This window comes from Arthrobacter sp. R4-81 (assembly GCF_054792365.1).
In genome coordinates this window covers 612,757-632,513 of the sequence record NZ_CP096445.1, presented here as the reverse complement: position 1 = coordinate 632,513, position 19,757 = coordinate 612,757, and the positions used below count along the sequence as shown (strand labels likewise).

At 64.0% G+C, this 19,757-nt stretch carries 20 protein-coding genes and 1 riboswitch; of the genes, 13 read left to right on the top strand and 7 right to left on the bottom strand.

Annotation, left to right across the window (positions count from 1 at the left end):
* Positions 1 to 75: 75 nt before the first annotated feature.
* The 3 genes from M1E05_RS02960 to M1E05_RS02950 are packed head-to-tail and all read right to left on the bottom strand — an operon-like array spanning position 76 to position 3,148.
* The gene (locus M1E05_RS02960) at positions 76 to 894 is read right to left on the bottom strand and encodes a carbohydrate ABC transporter permease (protein ID WP_461164378.1); all 819 of its coding nucleotides are present in this window, start codon (positions 892 to 894) and stop codon (positions 76 to 78) included.
* A complete protein-coding gene (locus M1E05_RS02955; RefSeq protein ID WP_458114573.1) occupies positions 891 to 1,856 on the bottom strand; it encodes a carbohydrate ABC transporter permease in 966 nt (321 codons plus the stop codon). Before M1E05_RS02955 ends, M1E05_RS02960 begins: the two co-directional genes overlap by 4 nt.
* A 32-nt stretch (positions 1,857 to 1,888) precedes the next feature.
* Positions 1,889 to 3,148 (bottom strand): sugar ABC transporter substrate-binding protein, encoded by a 1,260-nt coding sequence (locus M1E05_RS02950; RefSeq protein WP_461164377.1) that lies wholly within the window; start codon positions 3,146 to 3,148, stop codon positions 1,889 to 1,891.
* Positions 3,149 to 3,404: 256 nt separating this feature from the next.
* On the opposite strand from M1E05_RS02950, the gene M1E05_RS02945 reads away from it, so the two are divergent.
* The 6 genes from M1E05_RS02945 to M1E05_RS02920 all read left to right on the top strand — a co-directional run bounded on the left by M1E05_RS02945 (position 3,405) and on the right by M1E05_RS02920 (position 7,804).
* Positions 3,405 to 4,445: a LacI family DNA-binding transcriptional regulator gene (locus M1E05_RS02945; RefSeq protein ID WP_458112261.1), complete on the top strand. Its 1,041-nt coding sequence runs from the start codon at positions 3,405 to 3,407 to the stop codon at positions 4,443 to 4,445.
* A 127-nt stretch (positions 4,446 to 4,572) separates the two neighbouring features.
* A riboswitch (guanidine-III (ykkC-III) riboswitch) is annotated at positions 4,573 to 4,638 on the top strand.
* Positions 4,639 to 4,647: 9 nt separating this feature from the next.
* The gene (locus M1E05_RS02940) at positions 4,648 to 4,971 is read left to right on the top strand and encodes a DMT family transporter (RefSeq protein ID WP_461164376.1); all 324 of its coding nucleotides are present in this window, start codon (positions 4,648 to 4,650) and stop codon (positions 4,969 to 4,971) included.
* A complete protein-coding gene (locus tag M1E05_RS02935) occupies positions 4,971 to 5,342 on the top strand; it encodes a DMT family transporter (protein ID WP_458114574.1) in 372 nt (123 codons plus the stop codon). Before M1E05_RS02940 ends, M1E05_RS02935 begins: the two co-directional genes overlap by 1 nt.
* Before the next feature lie 97 nt (positions 5,343 to 5,439).
* Positions 5,440 to 6,066 (top strand): nucleoside/nucleotide kinase family protein, encoded by a 627-nt coding sequence (locus M1E05_RS02930; protein WP_458112263.1) that lies wholly within the window; start codon positions 5,440 to 5,442, stop codon positions 6,064 to 6,066.
* An 88-nt stretch (positions 6,067 to 6,154) separates the two neighbouring features.
* On the top strand, positions 6,155 to 7,150 hold the full coding sequence (locus M1E05_RS02925) for an aldo/keto reductase (protein ID WP_458112264.1): 996 nt from the start codon (positions 6,155 to 6,157) through the stop codon (positions 7,148 to 7,150).
* A 3-nt stretch (positions 7,151 to 7,153) separates the two neighbouring features.
* Complete coding sequence (locus M1E05_RS02920; protein ID WP_461164375.1) at positions 7,154 to 7,804, top strand: MBL fold metallo-hydrolase; 651 nt, start codon at positions 7,154 to 7,156, stop codon at positions 7,802 to 7,804.
* Between the two features lie 115 nt (positions 7,805 to 7,919).
* Here M1E05_RS02920 and M1E05_RS02915 read toward each other — a convergent pair whose 3' ends face one another.
* The gene (locus M1E05_RS02915; RefSeq protein WP_461164374.1) at positions 7,920 to 9,791 is read right to left on the bottom strand and encodes a DEAD/DEAH box helicase; all 1,872 of its coding nucleotides are present in this window, start codon (positions 9,789 to 9,791) and stop codon (positions 7,920 to 7,922) included.
* 453 nt (positions 9,792 to 10,244) lie between these two features.
* Here M1E05_RS02915 and M1E05_RS02910 point away from each other — a divergent pair, with 453 nt between their 5' ends.
* From M1E05_RS02910 to M1E05_RS02900, 3 genes are read left to right on the top strand one after another with little or no spacing between them, the layout of a single operon-like run.
* Entirely contained in the window at positions 10,245 to 10,592 is a 348-nt protein-coding gene (locus tag M1E05_RS02910; protein ID WP_309107313.1) for a molybdopterin oxidoreductase, read from the top strand.
* Positions 10,592 to 13,105: a nitrite reductase large subunit NirB gene (gene nirB, locus M1E05_RS02905; RefSeq protein ID WP_461164373.1), complete on the top strand. Its 2,514-nt coding sequence runs from the start codon at positions 10,592 to 10,594 to the stop codon at positions 13,103 to 13,105. Before M1E05_RS02910 ends, nirB begins: the two co-directional genes overlap by 1 nt.
* Positions 13,102 to 13,431, top strand: coding sequence for a Rieske (2Fe-2S) protein (locus tag M1E05_RS02900; protein ID WP_461164372.1), 330 nt, complete (start codon positions 13,102 to 13,104; stop codon positions 13,429 to 13,431). The genes nirB and M1E05_RS02900 overlap by 4 nt, the downstream gene beginning before the upstream one ends.
* 64 nt (positions 13,432 to 13,495) lie before the next feature.
* Here M1E05_RS02900 and M1E05_RS02895 read toward each other — a convergent pair whose 3' ends face one another.
* On the bottom strand, positions 13,496 to 14,164 hold the full coding sequence (locus tag M1E05_RS02895; RefSeq protein ID WP_461164371.1) for a hypothetical protein: 669 nt from the start codon (positions 14,162 to 14,164) through the stop codon (positions 13,496 to 13,498).
* An 83-nt stretch (positions 14,165 to 14,247) separates the two neighbouring features.
* On the opposite strand from M1E05_RS02895, the gene M1E05_RS02890 reads away from it, so the two are divergent.
* Entirely contained in the window at positions 14,248 to 14,958 is a 711-nt protein-coding gene (locus M1E05_RS02890) for an SAM-dependent methyltransferase (RefSeq protein ID WP_461164370.1), read from the top strand.
* On the opposite strand, the gene M1E05_RS02885 is transcribed toward M1E05_RS02890, so the two are convergent.
* On the bottom strand, positions 14,936 to 16,420 hold the full coding sequence (locus tag M1E05_RS02885; protein WP_461164369.1) for an MFS transporter: 1,485 nt from the start codon (positions 16,418 to 16,420) through the stop codon (positions 14,936 to 14,938). The two genes, M1E05_RS02890 and M1E05_RS02885, sit on opposite strands and share 23 nt — an antisense overlap.
* Before the next feature lie 115 nt (positions 16,421 to 16,535).
* Between M1E05_RS02885 and soxR the strand changes: the two genes are divergently transcribed.
* Together soxR and trmB are read left to right on the top strand one after the other, a co-directional pair.
* Positions 16,536 to 16,997 carry a redox-sensitive transcriptional activator SoxR gene (gene soxR, locus M1E05_RS02880; RefSeq protein ID WP_309106343.1) on the top strand — a complete coding sequence of 154 codons (462 nt, stop codon included), beginning with the start codon at positions 16,536 to 16,538 and terminating at the stop codon, positions 16,995 to 16,997.
* Between the two features lie 38 nt (positions 16,998 to 17,035).
* Complete coding sequence (trmB, locus tag M1E05_RS02875; protein ID WP_458112278.1) at positions 17,036 to 17,965, top strand: tRNA (guanosine(46)-N7)-methyltransferase TrmB; 930 nt, start codon at positions 17,036 to 17,038, stop codon at positions 17,963 to 17,965.
* Between the two features lie 52 nt (positions 17,966 to 18,017).
* Here trmB and M1E05_RS02870 read toward each other — a convergent pair whose 3' ends face one another.
* Positions 18,018 to 18,656 (bottom strand): isochorismatase family protein, encoded by a 639-nt coding sequence (locus tag M1E05_RS02870; RefSeq protein WP_461164368.1) that lies wholly within the window; start codon positions 18,654 to 18,656, stop codon positions 18,018 to 18,020.
* Positions 18,657 to 18,788: 132 nt separating this feature from the next.
* Here M1E05_RS02870 and M1E05_RS02865 point away from each other — a divergent pair, with 132 nt between their 5' ends.
* Positions 18,789 to 19,754: a GlxA family transcriptional regulator gene (locus tag M1E05_RS02865; RefSeq protein ID WP_461164367.1), complete on the top strand. Its 966-nt coding sequence runs from the start codon at positions 18,789 to 18,791 to the stop codon at positions 19,752 to 19,754.
* Positions 19,755 to 19,757: the final 3 nt, after the last annotated feature.

The following is a 19,757-nucleotide window of genomic DNA, read 5'->3' as shown; positions in this document are numbered from 1 at the left end:
GGCCGGGGCATGCCGCAGGTTCGGAAGGGCCGGTGCGCGATGCTGCGGTGGCACTGCGGAATGTTCGGGGGTGCGCTAGTCCTTGACGGCGCCGGCTGTGACTCCGGCCGCGACGTAGCGCTGGGCGATCACCAGGAGGATGGCGGCAGGAACGGATGCAATGACGGCGGTGGCCATGATGGCGTTCCATTGGGTGGTGTTGTTGCCGATGTACTGGTAGATGCCCAGGGTGATGGGAATCAGGTCACCGCTGCGGTTGAGCGTTGACGCGAAAATGAAGTCGGACCAGGCCCAGAGGAAAGCGAACAGCGACACCGTGAGGATCGAGTTCCTGCTGATGGGCAGCACGATCATGGTGAACGTTCGCCACACACCCGCGCCGTCCAACCGGGCCGCCTGGATCAGTTCGCGCGGAATCCCGGACATGAACGCTCTGAAGAGCAGCACCGCGAACGGCACCGCCACCGTGGAATTCGCCAATATCAGGCCCGGCAGCGTATTGAGCAGGTCCAGTCGGAGGTATATGGCATAGAACCCCATGGCCATCACCACCGCCGGGATCATTTGCGCCACAAGGAGGACAAAGCCCAAGGCATTGCGCCCCGGCAAGACCAGGAGGGACATGGCATAGCCAGCGGGGGCAGCGATAACCAGGGTAAGAGCTACGGTGGCGGCGCCGAGGATCAGGCTGGTGGTCAGGTGCGGCAGCTGCTGGTCCAGGGCTGCGGTGTAGCCTTCCAGCGTCGGGTTCAGGGGCAGCAGGCTGGGTGGGGACTTTCGCAGGTCCGAAGTCCGGGTAAAGGACACGTTCACAATCCAGTAGACCGGGAACAGCATCAGAGCGGTGAAGATGAGGCCGAGGCCCGTTTTCCACCAGGTTCGTGTGGCGGTCATGATTCCTCCTGGTTTTTCTGCACCCGAAGGTAGAGCAGGCCAAAGGCGAGAGCTATCAGGATCAACAGGTTTCCTACTGTGGCTGCGGGGCTGAAGTCCGGCGTCCCCGTGCCGAAGGCTTCACGGTACGACCAGGTGGCGAACGTGGTGGACGTGTCACCCGGGCCACCGGAGGTCATGATCCAAATGATGTCCACCACTTTCAGCGTGTAGACCAGGCCCAGGAGGAGAGTAATGGCCGTAACCGGCCGAAGGAGCGGGAAGGTGATGTTCCAGAACTGCTTCCAAGAGGAAGCGCCATCCAGTGCGGCCGCCTCATAGTAGTCCTTGGGTATGTTCTGCAGTCCGGAGTAGAGGATCACCAGGTTGAAGGGGATGCCTAGCCAGATGTTGGCGATAATAACCGATGTCAGGGCCAACCCTGGGCTGGTCAACCAGTTGAGCGGTTCGAACCCCAGGCCCACCAGCGCAGCGTTGACTATCCCGTTGTCGCTGTTGAGCATCCAGGACCAGGCTGATGCAGAAACGATCAGCGGCAGCAGCCACGGGATAAGGAACAGGCCCCGCAACACGGAGGACAGCCGGAAGCTGCTCCTGAAAAACACTGCAAGGGCAAGGCCCAGGGCGTACTGGAACACCAGGGAAACTGCCGTGAAGACCGCCGTGTTGGTGAGGGCTGTTACGAAGGTGCTGCTGCTGAAAACGGCAAGATAGTTGTCGAGGCCCACAAACTCAGCCTTGCCCTGCACAAAAGCCCGGAGGGTGTAATCGTGAAGGCTCAGTTCAATGTTCCGGTACAGCGGGAACGCGTAGAACACGAGCAGGTACACCAGCAGTGGTGCGGCGAAAAGCGCTGCCGCGATACGGGGGCCAAGCGAACGCTGCCGCCGGTTTCCCGGCACTGCAGCGTCCGCCTTCTTCCCCACGTCCGGCCGGCTCTCAGCCGTGTGGGTCACAGTCATCATCTTGTCCGTTCCATGTTCCTGGCCCCGGGCTATTTGCCGGTGGCGGCCGCGGCTTTCTGCTGGGCGGCCTTGAGCGCATCCTGGGATGACTGGGCGCCACTGAGGGAATTCTGGACGGCGGTCCAGAGTTGTTCCGAGATCACGGGGTAGTCCGTGCCCAGGTTGTCGCTGGTACGGCCCTTGGCCTCGTTTACCGCCTCCACCCATACCTTCAGCTCCGGGTGTTCCTTCAGCAGCAGCTCCTGGCCCGGGACTGTCGCAGGGATGTAGTAGGCGAACGTGTTGGCAGTTTCCACCTGACCCTCAGTGGTGCTCATGCACTCCACGATCTGTGTCGACGTTGCGTAGCGGCTTTCATCCTTCTGGACGGGCATGAGCAAGAATTCGCCGCCGGTAGGGGCTGGCGCCACGCCACCGGCCTTGGACGGAATGGGGATGTAGCCGGTGGCGAAGCCGGCCTTTGCGGCGCTGTTGACCTGCCACGTGCCGTTGACCACGAAACCGAAGTCACCGGTGAGGAACTCCTCCCACGTCGTGTTCTGAGAGTTATTGATCACCGAGTTGGGCGCCAACCCGTCCTTGACCCACGAGCTCCACAGGTCAAGCGCGCTGACCGCTTCGGTTGAATCAAGAGCGCTCAGCTTCGCCCCGGAGCCCCAGAAGAACGGCAGGAATTGGAAGGAGCCTTCCTCGGTGCCAATACCGGCGAAGGTAATGCCCTTGTGCCCGGAACCCTTGATGCTTTGCAGGGCTGCGGTTAGTGAATCCCAGCTGGTGATGGAAGCGGGGTCAACGCCGGCTTGGGCCAGAATGTCCTTGTTGTAATAAAGGGCCAAGGTGTTGGCCCCTACCGGGATGCCGAATGTCTCGCCGTCCAGCTCACCGGCCGCGAGCAGGTTCGGTTCGATGGCTGAGGTATCCAGGCCCGCGGTCTTCATGTCCACCAGCGCCCCGGTTTCAGCCAGGGTGGAAACTGCAGGGTTGTCCAGCAGGATTACATCGGCGGACTTGCCCTCCTGCGCGGCGAGGAGTGCCTGGTTGGTAAGAGCCTGGGTGTCGTAGGCCGTGCGGGCAATGGTTACGCCGGCTTCCTGTCCGCACTTGTCGATCCGCTTGGCCCAAGCCGATGACGCGTCATGCTGGGGATAGGGATCCCAGACAGTGAAGCTTCCGCCGCCCTCCTGGGAGGCTGTTGCCTGCCCGGTTGTTCCTGAGCAACCAGTGACAGCTAAAGCCAGCGACAACGCCCCGACAGTGGCAAAGGCTATCTGGGTAAATTTTTTCGACACGGCTGATTGTCCTTTTCTCCGTTGAAAGATGACTGCTGACTGCAAGACCGACTGTTCCGCCAATTTCCACAAGACCGTAGCCTTCGTTTTCCGAAAATTCCGAAACTAGTTTCTGCCGGAAAACGTACCAGTGAAAATGGCGCTGGTCAACGGTCAGTCCAGCGCTTTCGGAAATGGCTGCGAAAGGACGCTTGATCATTTCCCGAAACTTTTCCGTTTGTGCAAGGATGGAGATGACGAATGCGAAGGGGACGTGATGGCGAAGACCAGCAAACGGGCGGTACTCAACGATGTGGCGGCGGCAGCCGGCGTTTCGGTGGCAACCGCGTCGAAGGCGCTCAACGGCAGGCACCACGTCAACGAGGCCACACGCAAGCGGGTGCTCGACGCCGCCGAACAGCTGAGATTCACGCCCAATCCGTTTGCCCAGGCGCTCAACTTTCCGGTCACAGGCACCATCGGAGTGCTCACTGCAGACCTGTCGAGCAGGTTCGTCCTGCCCATCCTGATGGGCGTGGAGGAGGCGTTCGGCGCCGGCTCCACCTCCGTGATCATCAGCGACGCACGCAACGACAGGGTCCGGGAACAGTTCCTCCTGCAGACGCTGGTTGCCAAGCGCGTGGATGGCATCATCGTCCTGGGTGCAGACGCCAATCCCCGCCAATCAATCTCTGCTGACGTCCCCGTCCCCGTGGTGTACGCCTACACACCCTCCGTTGTGGAAACCGATTGTTCCTACACGCCGGATAACGCCATGGGTGCCCGGCTGGCCATCGACCATCTGGTGGCCCGCGGCCGGAGAAACATTGCGATGCTCAACGGCGAACCCCGCTATGACGCAGCGACCGAACGTGGGGACGCGGCGGTGGAAACCCTCAAGAACCACGGGCTGGGGCTGGTCACCGGCGAAGTGCTGTACGGGGACTGGAGTGAACGGTGGGGCCGTCAAGGCGTGCAGGCGCTCCTCAATTCCGGGCTGCCCGTGGACGGGATCTTCTGCGGCAGCGACCAAATCGCCCGCGGCGTCGTGGACGAACTGCGAAATGGCGGAATATCCGTACCACACGACGTCGCGGTGGTGGGCTTCGATAACTGGGAGCTGTTCAGCACCACATCCCAGCCGCCCCTGACCACAGTGGACATGAACCTCGAAGAGATGGGCCGGGCAGTGGCGGAGGAACTCCAGGCCGCCATCTCGGGAAAGCCGCGTACAGGAAATCACCGGTTACCCGTCCAACTCATTCCGCGCGAATCCACCGCCAGCCTCGCTCGCGGCGCGGGAAATCCCGGCGCATAGCAGCGCGATCCAAGGGCCAAGGTCCCAGCAGGAAACAGGGATCTGGACGCCGAGGAGGCTAAGGGAGCGGGTGGTGAGGTTGGCCACGAAAACTGGCCCGCCGGCGTCGGGCGTTGCTAGGCTGGAATGAAGGGTCCGCACCGGACCCTCCGGACGACGGTTCAGTACCCGGCACGCGACAAGACTGGCCAAAGGATCTGTCATGTCGTGGATAATTCTTATCCTCTCCGGTGCGCTTGAGGCCGTTTGGGCCGCTGCCCTGCACCGGACCTTCCAAGCCACAGGCCGCCGTCGGGCTCTTCCCGCCCTGCTGTTCCTGGTCTCCGTCATCGCGAGCACCGGCGGACTGGCAATTGCCATGCAATCCATCCCCACCGGCACTGCTTATGCGGTCTGGGTGGGCGTTGGAGTTGTGCTGACCAGCGCCTACGCGATCATCACCAAAGTGGAACAGGCGACGGCGGCGCGGCTCCTGCTGCTCGGCGGGATTGCAGCCTGTGTCGTCGGCCTGAAAGTGGTGGCGTGATGCTCTCGAAAGCCGCAATTGCCTGGGGTGTCCTACTGGCTTCGGCCGTTCTCGAAGCCGTGTGGGCCACCGCCCTTGGCTTATCCGACGGCTTCACCAGGCCCCTGCCCACCATGGTTTTCGCAGTCACGGCAACCCTGAGCATGCTCGGCCTCGGCCTGGCCGTGAAGCAGATTCCGCTGGGGACTGCCTACGCGGTTTGGGTGGGAATCGGTGCGGCCCTGACCGTTGGGTGGGCGATGGCCACCGGCGTCGAACCGGCCAGTCCGCTGAAGCTGCTGTTCATCGCTGGAATCGTTGCCTGTGCGGCGGGGCTGAAGATGCTGCCGGGCCATGGTCCGGCGGACCCGGATGCGCTCCCGCCCAGTTAGTCGAGCCCCTGTCGGCGTGTTGCGGGAGGCACGCCGCGTCAGGGGCAGGCGCCGGACAGTAACTGGGCTGGAGCGTCCGGAGCACTAGGATTTTGGCATGGATTCTCCCGAAATTGCGCTGGCAATGGATACGCTGCGCCACCGGATCGAGGCGGGGAACAGGACCCTGCTGGGCATCACGGGCTCCCCGGGAGTGGGTAAGTCCACGTTTGCTGCCTACCTCCGGGACGCCTTCGGTCCCGAAACCTCCGTGGTGGTCCCCATGGACGGCTTCCACCTGGGCAACGCGATTATCGACGGCACGCCCCTGAAGCAGCGCAAAGGCGCCATTGATACGTTCGACGTCGGCGGTTACCTTTCGCTGCTGCAGAGGCTCAGGCGGCGGGATGAGGACGTGGTGTACGCCCCGGACTTCCGGCGCTCCATTGACGAACCGGTGGCTGCATCCATCGCCATTCCTGCGGCGGTTCCCCTGGTGATCACCGAGGGAAACTATCTGCTCGCGGACCACCCGCAATGGCGCGAAGTCAGAGCCCAACTGGACGAGGTCTGGTTTATCGAGGTCCCGGCCAGCATCCGGATGTCACGGCTTGTGGAACGTCACGTGCTGTTCGGCAAGGAACGGAGCGCGGCGGAAGCGTGGGCTGGCGGTTCTGACCAGGCCAACGCAGAGCTGATCGAAAAAACGAAGGCCTTTGCAGACCGGGTCATCAGCTGGTCCTAAGGGACGCCTTCTACGATGACGGAATACCTTGACCGGCCGTGGGGTTCTTGGCTGGGACAACACTTCAGAGCAGCGAACGGAGCGCATTATGACTGCAGCATCAGTAGAGCTCGGCGACGGCCTCAAGGTCAGCCCACTGGGATTTGGCGGGATGGCGTTGACGCCGGTTTACGGAGAAGTGGATCAAGTCGATGCCCTGCGTACCCTTCATCACGCTGTGGATGCGGGAATCAGCTTCATCGACACCGCTGATATCTACGGCGGAGGCAGCAATGAGGAACTGATCGCGCAACTGCTGGCCGAGCGGCGGGGTGAAGTCCAGCTCGCCACCAAGTTCGGCATCGTCGGGAACCCGCACGATGGCTACACCGGCATTCGAGGGGATGCCGCCTACATCAAGCAAGCAGTGGAAAACAGTCTCCGCCGTCTGGGCACGGACACCATCGACCTTTACTACATGCACCGCCGGGACCTCCGCGTTCCGCTAGCGGAAACCGTTGAGGCCATGGCAGAGCTGGTTCGCGAGGGCAAGGTCCGGCACCTTGGTCTGTCCGAGGTGACCGCCGCTGAGCTGCGGGAAGCCAACAACATTCACCCCATCGCGGCAGTCCAGAGTGAATGGTCCATCTGGAGCCGCGACGTGGAAAAGAACGTGGTTCCCGCGGCTGGCGAGCTTGGAGTGGGCTTTGTCCCCTACTCACCCCTCGGACGCGGATTCCTGACCGGAACCGTGGACGCTACCCAGCTTTCCGACACTGACTTCCGACGCCGGATCCCCCGTTTTGCCGAAGACGCTGCTGATGCGAACCAAGGGGTGGTGGCCGCCGTGCAGTCTGTTGCTGAGGATCTTGGAGCAACTGCGGCACAGGTTGCCCTCGCCTGGCTGCTCGCCCACGGCCGGCGTCTCGGCCTGCCGGTCGTGCCGATCCCCGGTACCCGGAAGGCGCACCGGATCGACGAGAACCTGGGGGCGCTTTCACTGGACTTCACCCCATCACAACTGGAGACGCTCGACGCCGCTGCGGACGCCGTCGTCGGCTCCCGGTCCGCTGACCCGAAGTGGGTATCGCAGGGGCGTGAATAGCGCATGGACACGCTCATTCACTCACTCCGGGACATCACCATCCGCAGCATTTCCGTCAGCCAGATGGACAACAATGTGTATCTGCTCACCGCCAAGAAGTCCGGCGCGCAGCTGTTGATCGATGCCGCGGATGACCTGCCTGCGATCCTGAACCTGCTCTCTGACGCGGCCGCCGATACTGCTGCCGCACCCAAGCTGGCACTGATCGCCACCACCCACCAGCACTGGGATCACGTCCGGGCGCTTCCGGAGCTCGTGAAAACCACCGGTGCAAAAACAGCGGCCGGAACGGATGATGCTCCGGAGCTGCCCGTGCCCGTCGATGTGCTGCTGGACCATGGGGACGTGGGCAACTTTGACGGCTTCGATGTGACGGCCGTGCACCTGCGCGGGCACACGCCGGGGTCGGTGGCACTGGTCTATGAGGACCCGAAGGGACCGGCCCACATCTTCTCGGGGGATTCCCTGTTTCCGGGCGGAGTGGGCAACACCCAGAAGGATCCCGAGCGGTTCAAGCAGCTGATCACCGATGTCACCGAGCGGCTGTTTGACGTCTACCCGGATGACACTGTGGTGCACCCGGGCCACGGCAAGCCGACTACCCTGGGCGCCGAACGTCCGCACCTGGAGGAGTGGCGCGCCCGCGGCTGGTAACGGCCCGGCTGGCGCCCGGACACGTTGAGACGCGCTATGAAAAAGGACGGCCGCACCCTGGATCCAGGGTGCGGCCGTCCGATTCTGTCCGCGGATATCCGTAAAGCCAAGGGCCTTAGCGGCCGCGGCGTTCGTTCGATGCCGGAGCGGAGGCGCGACGGGGGCCGCTGCGCGCCGGACGGCCTGAGCCGCCGTTGCCGCCGGACTTGGAGCCGCCGTTGCCGCCACCCGAGTAGGATCCGCCGGAGGTGCCACCGGTGTTCGAGGACCAGACGGCAGCGTTTCCGCCCGACTTGGCGCCGGCAGCGGCACGCTGACCCGTTCCTGCGGCACGCTGGCCGGTTGCCGGACGTCCGCCACGCTGGCCACCTGTTGCGCCGGAGCGGGCTGCGCCGCCACGGGTATCAGCAGCGCGTCCGTCCGATCCGCGGCCAGCCGCTGCACGGCCACCTGCCGCGGGAACGTCATTGCGGTGAGAGTTGTACGCAGACGTCCGGGTGCGGGCGCTGCGACGGGCAGCGCGCTCGGCATCCAGGCGGTCCTCGTTGCGCTCGGTGACGCGCTCTGCAGCATTGCGGGCAGCGGCCTGGCCTTCGTAGGCCACAGCACGACGCTCGGCGCGGGGCAGGTCGGTGCGGGGCGCCTCAGCTGAAACGCGTCCGCGTCCGCCACGTCCACCACGGCCACCGGCGGTGGGAGAACCCTGGGCGGATCGGCGGGCGCGCTTGCGCTCGGCGTTGGCACCGGTGGAGGTGCCGCCGCCCTGCTGCTGCGCCTTGGCAGCAAGGAGAGCTGCGCGGGTGCGGGGATCGATCTTGTCGGCCATTTCGCCCACCAGTTCAGCAACCAGGGGTGAGTTGGCGGTGACGCGCTCGAAGTTAACCTCGACGCCGGCAGCCTTCATCAGCTTCTTGACGTCCGACTGCTGCTCGGGCAGGGTCAGCGTGACCACAGTTCCGTCCGAACCCGCGCGGGCCGTACGGCCTGAACGGTGCAGGTACGCCTTGTGCTCGGTGGGCGGGTCAACGTGGATGACCAGTTCGACGTCGTCCACGTGGACACCGCGGGCGGCGACGTCGGTGGCCACCAGGACGCGGACGTCGCCGTTGGAGAACTCGGCGAGGTTGCGGTCACGGGCGTTCTGCGAAAGGTTGCCGTGAAGATCGACGGCGGGGATCCCGGCGTCGGTCAGGGTCTTGGCAAGCTTGCGGGCGTGGTGCTTGGTGCGCATGAAGAGGACGCGGCGGCCGGATCCCGAGGCGAGCTCAACGATCAGCTGCTTCTTGACGGTCTGGTCGTTGACCACCAGCACGTGGTGCTCCATGGTGGTCACGGCGGCCTGCGGATCGTCAACGGAGTGCGTCAGCGGGTTGGACAGGTAACGCTGGACGATCTTGTCCACACCGTTGTCCAGCGTGGCCGAGAACAGCAGGCGCTGGCCCTGGCTCGGGGTCATGTCCATGAGCTTCTTCACGACGGGCAGGAAGCCGAGGTCAGCCATATGGTCGGCCTCGTCCAGCACGGTGATCTCGACGGCTTCAAGGGTCAGGATGCGCTGGCGGATCAGGTCCTCGAGGCGTCCGGGGCAGGCGATGACGATGTCGACGCCGGCGCGGAGTGCCTTCTCCTGGCGCGCCTGGGAGATGCCGCCATAGATCACGGTGGTGTTCAGCCCGGCAGCCTTGGCAAGCGGCTCGATGGTTGCGTTGATCTGGGTGGCCAGCTCACGGGTGGGTGCAAGAACCAGGCCCATGGGGCGGCCGGGCTTGCGGAAGTGCTTGGCTTCCCGCTCAGCGAGTCTTGCTACAAGCGGGATAGCGAAGGCAATGGTCTTGCCGGATCCGGTGCGGCCGCGGCCAAGGACGTCGCGTCCGGCCAGGGTGTCCGGAAGGGTCTTGACCTGGATGGGGAACGGTTCCACGATCCCCTGGGCTGTCAGGGTGTCGGCGAGTGCCTTGGGCGTGCCGAGGGCAGCGAAAGTAGTCATGTGTTTCAAAGGTCTTTCAGGCGGTATCCATGCGGATATCGGCCCCCAACGCCGGTTGGCTCAGGGGTTCGCCGAAGAAAAGTCAGGTGATCAACCAGGCTGCTGCCATATTGCAAGGGCGGAAGTCGGGACCAAATAGAACGCGTTCATCGACGCAGGATGTGCCTCTCACATGAAAAAACCCACTCCCTTCCGGATAAATCCTTCGGGGAACCGGTTGATGAACCGGTTCAAAAGTGGGCATCACTGCACATCAAGTTCCACCAGCTTAGCATCTGGCTGGACCTTACCCTGCATCGCCACCGCTTCCGCTCCTCCAACTGGGTAGCAGTAGATGCTGTGGTGAGAAAGGTGTTAAGCGGAAATTACACAGCCCGCAGAAGGCTGTAACACGGCGAGCGCAGGATGGCCCTATGCCGGGATAAGTGCACCACTTGCCGAAAGGGTCTGCCCATGAATCTGAAGAACCTCTTCCTCCAAGGCATTTTCCCCTTTGTGGGAGCCGGGTTGGATAAACCCGTCCCCATTCACAGCCAGCTCTCCCACTTCGTTCCCGACGGGGTCATCAACCAGATTCTCTACTTCCGCGGTGGCAACTCCTCTCCCGAGCTGATCACCGTGGCACTTATGAGGGACGGCATCCCCTTGCGGTACTTCCCGATCGGAGCAAAAGGCGACGTGCATGTACCCCTGCGCGTAGTAGAGGACATCGACGGCGGTTCGCTGATCGAGTTGAGGCTGCTGGCGGATACAGGTGTCACTGGCTCAGTGGTGGTGGACCTGGGCATGGTGGAGCACTGATGACTGCCATGGCCAGCAGGACCGCCCGGTCTGTAACCAAGGACTCCCGCCGCCGGCTTGTGGTGATCGGCAACGGCATGGCCGGAGCCCGCGCCGTGGAGGAGATCCTGGCCCGCGGCGGGGGCGCCCAGCACAGGATCACCATGTTCGGCGACGAACCCTACGGCAACTACAACCGCATCATGCTCAGCCACGTTCTGTCCGGCGACGAGGATGCCGGTGACATCTTTCTCAACTCCCTGGCCTGGTACCAGGAAAACAACATCACCCTTCACGCAGGAATCCGGGTGGAGAGGATCGACCGCTTCGCCAAGCTGGTATTTTCCGACGACGGGAGGGCAACCCCCTACGACGTCCTGATCATTGCCACGGGCAGCCGTTCGTTCATGCCCGCAGTGGACGGGCTGTACACCGCGGGCGGACTCCTGCGCCCAGGGATCTTCGCTTTCCGCACCATCGACGACACCCAGAACATGGTGGCGTACGCCCAACAGGACCATCATCACCGTGCCGTTGTGATCGGCGGCGGCCTGCTGGGCCTGGAAGCCGCACGCGGTCTTCAAAGCCACGGTATCGACGTCGAAGTGGTTCACTCGGGCGGGCACCTGCTGAATACGCAGATGGGTCCGGACGGAGGCGCCGTCCTGCGGCGCAGCGTCGAGGCCCTCGGAATCAAAGTCCACACCAGCAGCCGGACAACAGCAATCCTGGGAACGGACAAGGTGCAGGGCGTCCAGCTCCGGGATAAGCCGGACATCGCGTGCGACATGGTGGTAGTTGCTGCTGGGATCCGGCCCAACGTCGACGTCGCCGTCACCAGCGGGCTGCCGGTGGAGCGCGCGATTGTTGTTGATGACCAGATGCGGGTACCGGACGAGGACGAGATCTATGCCGTGGGCGAGTGTGTCCAGCACCGCGGCGAAGTGTACGGGCTGGTGGCACCAGTGTGGGAGCAGGCCGCCGTGCTGGCCGACCACGTAACGGGAGCTGATCCGTCGTCGGCTTATCTCGGTTCCAGGACCGCCACCAAACTCAAGGTGGCCGGCGTCGACGTCGCCTCCATGGGGCTGCAGGCCCCGGAACGTGACACTGACGAGCACGTTGTTTTCTCGGAGCCCAGCCGCGGTGTTTTCAAGTCCATAGTGATCCGGGACAGCAAGATTGTGGGCGCGACGCTCCTGGGAGACAGCCGCAAGGTGGCCTACCTGACACAGGCGTTCGACCGTGGGCTGCCGCTGCCGGAGGAACGGGTGTCCCTGCTCTTCGATATTGGCGGCCCCGGTGAGGAAGCGGGTGTGGCTGAGCTAGATCCGGACGCCCAGGTCTGCAACTGCAACGGCGTCAGCAAGAAAGCGATCGTGGAAACCGTCAAGGGAGGCTGCAACACCGTAGCAGGCGTTATGGATGCCACGCGGGCCGGAAAGGGCTGCGGCTCGTGCAAGCTGCTGGTGCGGCAGGTGGTGGAATGGGCCGCTGACGGCGCCGTGGCGGAGGATCCCGCTTCCGGCTATTACGTGCCGGGGGTGCCCCTGGAGAAGGCCGCGCTGATGAAGGCCATCCGGCAGCAGGGGCTCCGCTCCGTCTCCGCGGTCTTTGCTGCGCTGGCCCCGGGCGGTGCGGAGGACGCGAAGTCGAAGATGGGCCTGGCGTCGCTGCTGAAAATGATGTGGGCAGACCAGTACATCGACGAGCGTGATGCCCGGTTCATCAACGACCGCGTCCACGCCAACATTCAGCGCGACGGCACCTTCTCGGTGGTGCCCCAAATGAAAGGCGGGGTTACGACGCCGGACCAGCTCCGCCGGATTGCCGACGTCGCGGACAAGTACAGCGTTCCGATGGTGAAGCTGACCGGTGGGCAGCGGATCGACCTCCTGGGGATCCGGAAAGAGGACCTCCCGAAAGTCTGGGCTGACCTGGACATGCCCTCCGGTTACGCGTACGGCAAGAGCTTCCGCACCGTGAAGACGTGCGTGGGGAAGGATTTCTGCCGCTACGGAACCGGCGACTCAACCAAGCTTGGCATCGAGATCGAATCCAGGTTCCAGGGGATCGAGTCCCCCGCGAAGCTGAAACTGGCAGTCTCCGGCTGCCCGCGGAACTGCGCAGAGTCCTTGGTCAAGGACGTCGGCGTGGTGGCGGTCGACGGCGGCCGCTGGGAAATCTATATCGGCGGCGCTGCGGGCGCTCACATCCGTAGGGGAGATCTGCTGGCCACAGTGGACAGTCCTGAGGCTGTGAAGCTCTTGACGGGCCGCTTTATGCAGTACTACCGGGAGCGGGCCAACTGGCTTGAGCGGACGTATTCATTTGTTCCCCGTGTGGGCATCGAGCACCTCCGCTCCGTGATTGTTGATGACGCTGAGGGGCTGGGAGCCCAGCTGGATGCGGCCATGCAGGCGTCCATCGACAACTACGTTGACCCTTGGACTGAACGCGGCGACCCCTTCACTCCCGGGCAGTTCCGTACCTCGCTTCCGCTTGAGGTCCTCCCCCAGGTGCCGGTCCGATGAGTGCCGATACGTCAAGCGGGGAGCTGCACAGGCTGGGACCACTTGAGCAGGTGCCGGTCGGGGAAGGCCGGTCCTTCGGCGTCAACAGCCAGCAAATTGCTGTGTTCCGTCTACGGGACGGTTCCCTACGGGCTGTCTCTGCCGTCTGCCCGCATCGGGGCGGCCCCATCGCTGACGGCACCATCGACCAGCGGGAGGTCTTGTGCCCCCTCCACCAGCACGCGTTCGCTCTGGATACTGGATGTTCCACCACCGGAGCCCCGCCGCTGCAGACCTACCCGGTTTTTGTAGACGCCGACAAGAACATCATGCTGCAACTGGAGTGAGGATCCCCGCCCGGGGGCAATTGGCGCTGTGAGCTTGGCGCTGCGAACACTCACGGGGATGCTGTCACTTGGCGCCTGAAGCCTTGGATTTGGGATTGGAACTGGATTTAGCGTTAGGACGGACGCTGGAGTTCAAGGCATCGAATTGCTCCTGCCAGTGCGCCAACTCACCGTCCATATACCGCCGGTGTGAGGAGCTCCACTTTGGCCATATTTCGGACGTGGCCTGCGTTGGGGCCGGAGCCGGAACATGAGCGCGAAGCTGCGCCGGGGCTGCAACCCAGGTTGGGGTGGGAGCTGCAACCCGGTGCGGGGCCGGCACCTGACCCGGGGCCTGAGCCCGTAACCGGGCTGCCCGCTTAGCACCGGCCCGGGCGCTGTAGTGGGCTTCGGCTCTGGAGAGAACTCTGGCTTGGGCTTCGGCTCTGGAGAGAACTCTGGCTTGGGCTTCGGCCTCGGCCTCGGCCTCGGCACATGCTCTGGCCTCAGGTGGGTGCAGAGCTTCGGTCCGGGCGCTGTACTGATACGGGGGCCGGGCGGGGATCTCGGATCCCATGTGCCTGGGCTTGGATGCCGTTAGCGTCGGGTGTCTCGCCTCCCACATTCCGAGGATCCAGACCATCAGATTGCAGGCGCCCCAGAGGACAGCAAGCGCGGCCAGGCCGGCGAAGAAGAGGGCAAGGGCGCCGAAGATCAGAGGCGCTAACAGGATGATGAGCACAAACCAACCCATGGCAGATTTTACCAATCCGGGCCACGGGAATGGCTCCCTGGCCGGCTCATGATTTGATCAAGGTTCTGTGGCAGGGTGGTGCCATGAAGGACGCCACGGATCCGCATCACAACCACCCCGGACACTCCGAGCAGCACGGGCAGTCAGCGGACGACGCCGGCGGTGGCAGCAACACGGCCGACAACGCCGAAGTATGGGACGCCTTGTACAGCAGCCGGCCCAAGGTGTGGAGTGGCCAGCCCAACGCGCAGCTGATTGCTGAGGCTTCCGGGCTTGCTCCCGGCAGTGCCCTTGACCTGGGCTGCGGCGAAGGAGCCGATGCCATTTGGCTCGCCCAGCACGGCTGGAGTGTTACCGGTGTGGACGTTTCCGCCGTCGCCCTTGAACGGGCGGCTGCCCACGCGGCCGACGCCGGCTGCCGGATTGAGTGGATCAGGCAGGACCTCGCCGACTGGATCCCGGAGCAAGACTACGACCTGGTCAGCGCCCAGTTCCTGCATTCGGACGTTATGGCCTGGCAGGACGCCCTCCACCCGGCGGTCTCAGCGGTACGCCCTGGCGGGACGCTGCTGATCGTGGGCCACCATCCGGACCGGCTGCCGCCCGGGGGAAGCCACCACTCCCCCGACAAGTTTTTCACCGCTGAACAGGCCTCTTATGAACTGGGAATCGGATCCCCCGGCTGGAAAGTGGAAGCGATGGATTCTCGCGTGCGCCATGCCAAAGGACCAGACGGCCAGCAAATAATAGTAGCCGACGCCGTGCTCCGCGCTATGAGGCTTGATCGCGGCTAGCGGCCTCAGCTTTAGGAGCCTGCACTCCAGGAGCCTGCACTGTGGGTTCCTGACCTGCCTGAACAGCTCGTGCCTGCACGCGTGGGGCAATGAACACCGCGGCGACGGCGATGACCACAGTCAGGGCAAAGACGCCGGCGAAGGAAGCTCCCGCCGTCGTCAGGGCGGTGAAGATAATCCCGGTAGTGGCGAGAGCGAGGGCCCCGCCGAGGGAATCCGAGATGGACATGGCCGAGCTGTTGAAGCCTTCGTTATCCGGTGTTGACAGCGCCAGCGTCATAACGCTCAGCCGCGGGTACATCAGGCCCATGCCGGCCCCGGCGAAAACCCAACCGATGATCGCGACGGCGGCAGGCCAGCTGAAGACGGTTGTCACCAGCGCCATTGCAACTGCTCCCAACACCAGCAGGGATCCGATCCGCACGGCCATCTGGTTCTCGAGCCGGCCGCCGAGCCGTCCCTGCACAGCCGAAGCGCCAGCCCACGCGAGGGCACCGCCCGTCAGGGTGAGCCCGGCGAATGTGGGAGAAAACTCGTACTGCTCCACCAGTAGATACGGCAGGTAAACCTCGGCGCCGAAGAACGCCGCGGAGACCAGGCCGCGGCTGAGGATGACACTCGGCAGGCCTGGCCGTGCGGTGAGCGTTCCACGTGGAACCAGCGGGCGTACGGCGAGCAACGCAATCACGACGGCGGCCACTGCCAGGCCTCCGCCTACCGCGGGAACTCCGGATCCAAGGTTCATGCCCAGGACGGCGACGGCAGCAAGACCGGCCCAGGCGAGCCGTCCGTACGCCCATGGCTTTTCCGACCCTTCCTGCGCGGCCGCGGATGGTCCGTGCAGGCCGCGGAGGGCCGGAACAATCATGAGGAGTGCCGGGACGACCAGTCCAACCACGCCCAGGAACACCCAGTGCCAGCTGGTGGCCTGGGCCACGATCCCGGCGGCAAACGGTCCGATGAGGGACGGGATCACCCAGGCTGCAGCGAAACCGGCGAAAATTTTGGGGTGCAGCACAGGCGGGTATACCCGTGCCACCACCACGTACAGGGCCACCGTCATGGCGCCGCCGCCCAGTCCTTGAACAAGTCTGCCCACAACCAGGATGCCCATGGTCCCGGCAGTCCCTGCTATCAGGAGCCCAAAGACAAACATCACTACCGAGGTGTACAAGGGACCCACAGGGCCGCGGCGGTCGGACCAGTTTCCTGCAGCCACCATGCCGATGACCCCGGTGGCCAGCGGACCCGCGAAGGCCAGCGCGTACAGCGAGGCCCCATCAAGTTCGCGGCTCACCAGCGGCATGATGGTGGTCACTGCGAGCGACTCGAAGGCGCCGAGGAAGACGAGGGCGCAAGCACCCACCGTTACCAGCAGGTAGGGGCGATGGAAGATTCCGGCGCCGGCGGCCAAGGTGGGAGGGGCGGAACTTTGCACGGGTACGGCCTGATCGGTAGTCATGAACGTTACCGTAGGACCTCAACTAAGGTTGAGGTCAAGGTTCGGTCCGGCGTCGGTTTTCGTGGTGCGTATTTGTTTTTGTCGGTCCGGGACAACGGAAGGCTAAAGGGGAAGCATGCCACAGGTACCGGGCGGAACGCACCATGTTCTATCGATAGGCGAGTTGGCCGAGCGGAGCGGAGTGGCGCCGTCGGCCCTCCATTTCTACGAACGCAACGGCCTTATCTCGTCTGTCCGGACGTCTGGCAACCAGCGCCGGTACCGCCGGGATGCCCTCCGTCGCGTGGCATTCATCCGGGTTTCCCAGCGCGTGGGGATACCGCTGAAGGACATTGGAGCTGCGCTGGACTCCCTGCCCGAGGCGCGAACCCCCACCAAACGCGACTGGGCCCGGCTCTCGAAGCTGTGGCGCTCCGAACTCGACGGGCGGATCGAGGCACTGGAACATCTGCGTCGCGACCTGGACGGGTGCATCGGCTGCGGCTGCCTGAGCCTGAAAGCGTGCCGGCTGCAGAATCCCCAGGACGAACTCGGCGGGACGGGCAGTGGAAGCGGCCCCCGCCGCTGGGAGCCCTGAGGGAAGCAGAGGTCCGGGACTCAACTATTCTGGAAGTGATGAGTGAATCCCCAGAAAATCCCCAGCAGCCGCAGACTCCGCGGCCGGTCACACCAGGCACCCAGGCGTCCTTCGGCACCTACGGCGGCCGGCCGGTCAGCTTTGTGCGCCGCGGGACCCGGCTCCAGGGCCGCCGTCAGCAGGCCTGGGAAGAGCATGCGGACCGTTGGGCACTGGACGTCCCCCGGCATGTAGCCAACACCTCGGTGCACCCTGACTATGTGTTCGACGCCGAGGAGGAGTTCGGGCGCAAGGCACCGCTGATCGTGGAGATCGGGTCCGGCCTGGGCGACGCCGTGTGCCACGCCGCCGAGGAAAACCCGGGCACCGATTTCCTCGCAGTAGAGGTTTACACCCCGGGGCTGGCCAACACCATCATCAAGATCAACAGCCGCAAGCTCAGCAACGTCCGGGTTGTGGAAGCGAATGCTCCGGAAGTGTTGTCCACCATGTTGCCGCCCGGATCGGTCACCGAGATCTGGGTGTTCTTCCCCGACCCTTGGCACAAGTCCCGCCACCATAAGCGCCGCCTCATCCAGCCCGAATTCGCCGAGCTCGCGGCAAAGTCCCTCAAACCGGGTGGGCTGTTGAGGATTGCCACTGACTGGTCAAACTACGCGGTGCACGTCCGTGACGTCATGGCCGGCTCCCCTCATTTCGAGAACCTGCACGACGGCGAGCGCCGCGGTCCGCAGAGTCCGCTCACCCAGGTGTGGCAGTCCGGCGTCGAATCCCTCGTGGGGGGCGCGCCGGTCAAAGAAGGCCGGGCCCCGGTGAGTACGGAACACACTGGCCCCAACGAAGGGATCGACGAAACCGGCGGCTGGGCACCGCGGTTCGAGGGCAGGATCCGGACGAGCTTCGAGAACAAAGCGCACGAAGCCGGCCGGCTGATTTTCGATCTGTGCTACCGGCGGCTCGAGCCGTAACTGAACCGGGGTTCCACGGTTCCTGCCGCCCGCCTCGATTGTCCAGCCGGGGTTATGCCCGCGCCAGGGTTGCCGTCCCGGCTATCGCGGAGCTGCCAAGGTCGCTCTTGTCCAGAGGCTGCCGGGCGTTGAGGGCGGCGATCCACGCATCGGTGGTGCCAACAGCTGCCCAGTTTGAATGCAACAGCGTCAGCAGGGTCGAGTGCACCGTCTTTGCGTCGGCGAAACCTGCTTCATTGGCAAGGTTAATAGCCCCGGTAGCGTCTGAGAGGACCTCCGTGTTGAAGCCCAGAGACTCCGCCTCAACGGCAGAAGCCAGGACGCAGTTGTTGGTCATGTACCCAACGAGCGTGACGGTGTCGATGTCCTCCTGGCGCAGCCACCCAGCCAGGTCAGTGCCTGCGTAAACGGAGCCATACTGCTTCACGACGTCCTTCCACGCATCGGTTCTGCGGCTTTCAATCTCGGGATGGAGTTCGAATTCGGGAGTGCCGGGTGCGAAGACCGGAGCGCCCTCACCCGCACTGTGTTGTACGGCCACAATGGGGATACCGGCGGCGGTGGCCGCGTCGACAGCCCGCGCGATCATCGGCAGGGACTCCTGGTGCGGCGGGTACTGGATCTCGAGGAGTCCGCTGAAGTACTGCTGCTGGACGTCGATGAGGATAAGGGCGCGACGAGGGGTGCTCATTGTCTGTTCTCCCGGTAGTGATTCGCTGGCCGCCGGATGGCAACCATTCCATCCTTCGCCCTGGAGGCAAGGACCACCAGTGGCACGAAGGCCCATGTACGATGGATTTGGGCCAACCTAAGGAGAAAACGGATGCGCATTGCTGTGTACGCCTTCGACGGAGTGACGATGTTTCACCTCGCTGTTCCTCAGATGGTTTTCGACGAGGTCACGCGTCAGGGACTGGCTGAATGGAAGACCGTCCTCTTCTCCGACCAGGCTGGCCACGTTCGAACAACAGAGGGTTATCAACTCGGAGAGGTCCAGGGCCTCAAAGCAGCGGAAGACGCGGACATCGTCGTCGTGCCGTCATGGTTCGACAACGATCGCGCTCCGAGCGAATCACTGCGGCGGGTCCTTCAAAACGCGCACCAGCGGGGTGTGACAATCGTGGGGCTTTGTCTTGGTGCCATCCCCGTCGCAGATGCCGGTTTGCTATCCGGGCGTCGGGCAGTCACGCACTGGGGAGCCTTTGAATCGCTTGCTGTCCGCCACGCTGATGTGGTCCTTGACCAGAGCGTCCTGTATATCGATCATGGTGACGTTTTGACGTCGGCCGGCACGGCTTCCGCACTGGATGCCTGCCTGCATCTCGTCCGGGGGCGTCTCGGAGCGGATGCGGCAAACAAGGTAGCCCGCAGTCTGGTCATCGCCCCGCACAGGGAGGGCGGACAGGCGCAGTACATCGAACACGCAGTTCCGCCGCGGTCCACGGATGACCCGATCGCACGCTTGCTCGAATGGGCGCTGGGCCGTCTGGGTGAGCCCCTCAGCATCGACCGCCTCGCCACCCAAGCGCACATGAGTCGCCGAACCTTCGTCCGGGCCTTCCGGTCGACAACAGGGACAACGCCATCCGCCTGGATACGCACACGACGGCTCGATGCGGCCCGGCGCCTGCTTGAAACCACAGACTTATCCGTTGATCAGGTTGCAGCTGACTGCGGCTTCGGCAGCGCTGTGACGCTAAGGCAAAACTTCGCCACGGCCTTTTCCACCACACCGACCGAATACAGGCGCCACTTCGACGCCCGCGTCCCGGATCCGGCGTCGCGCTGACTC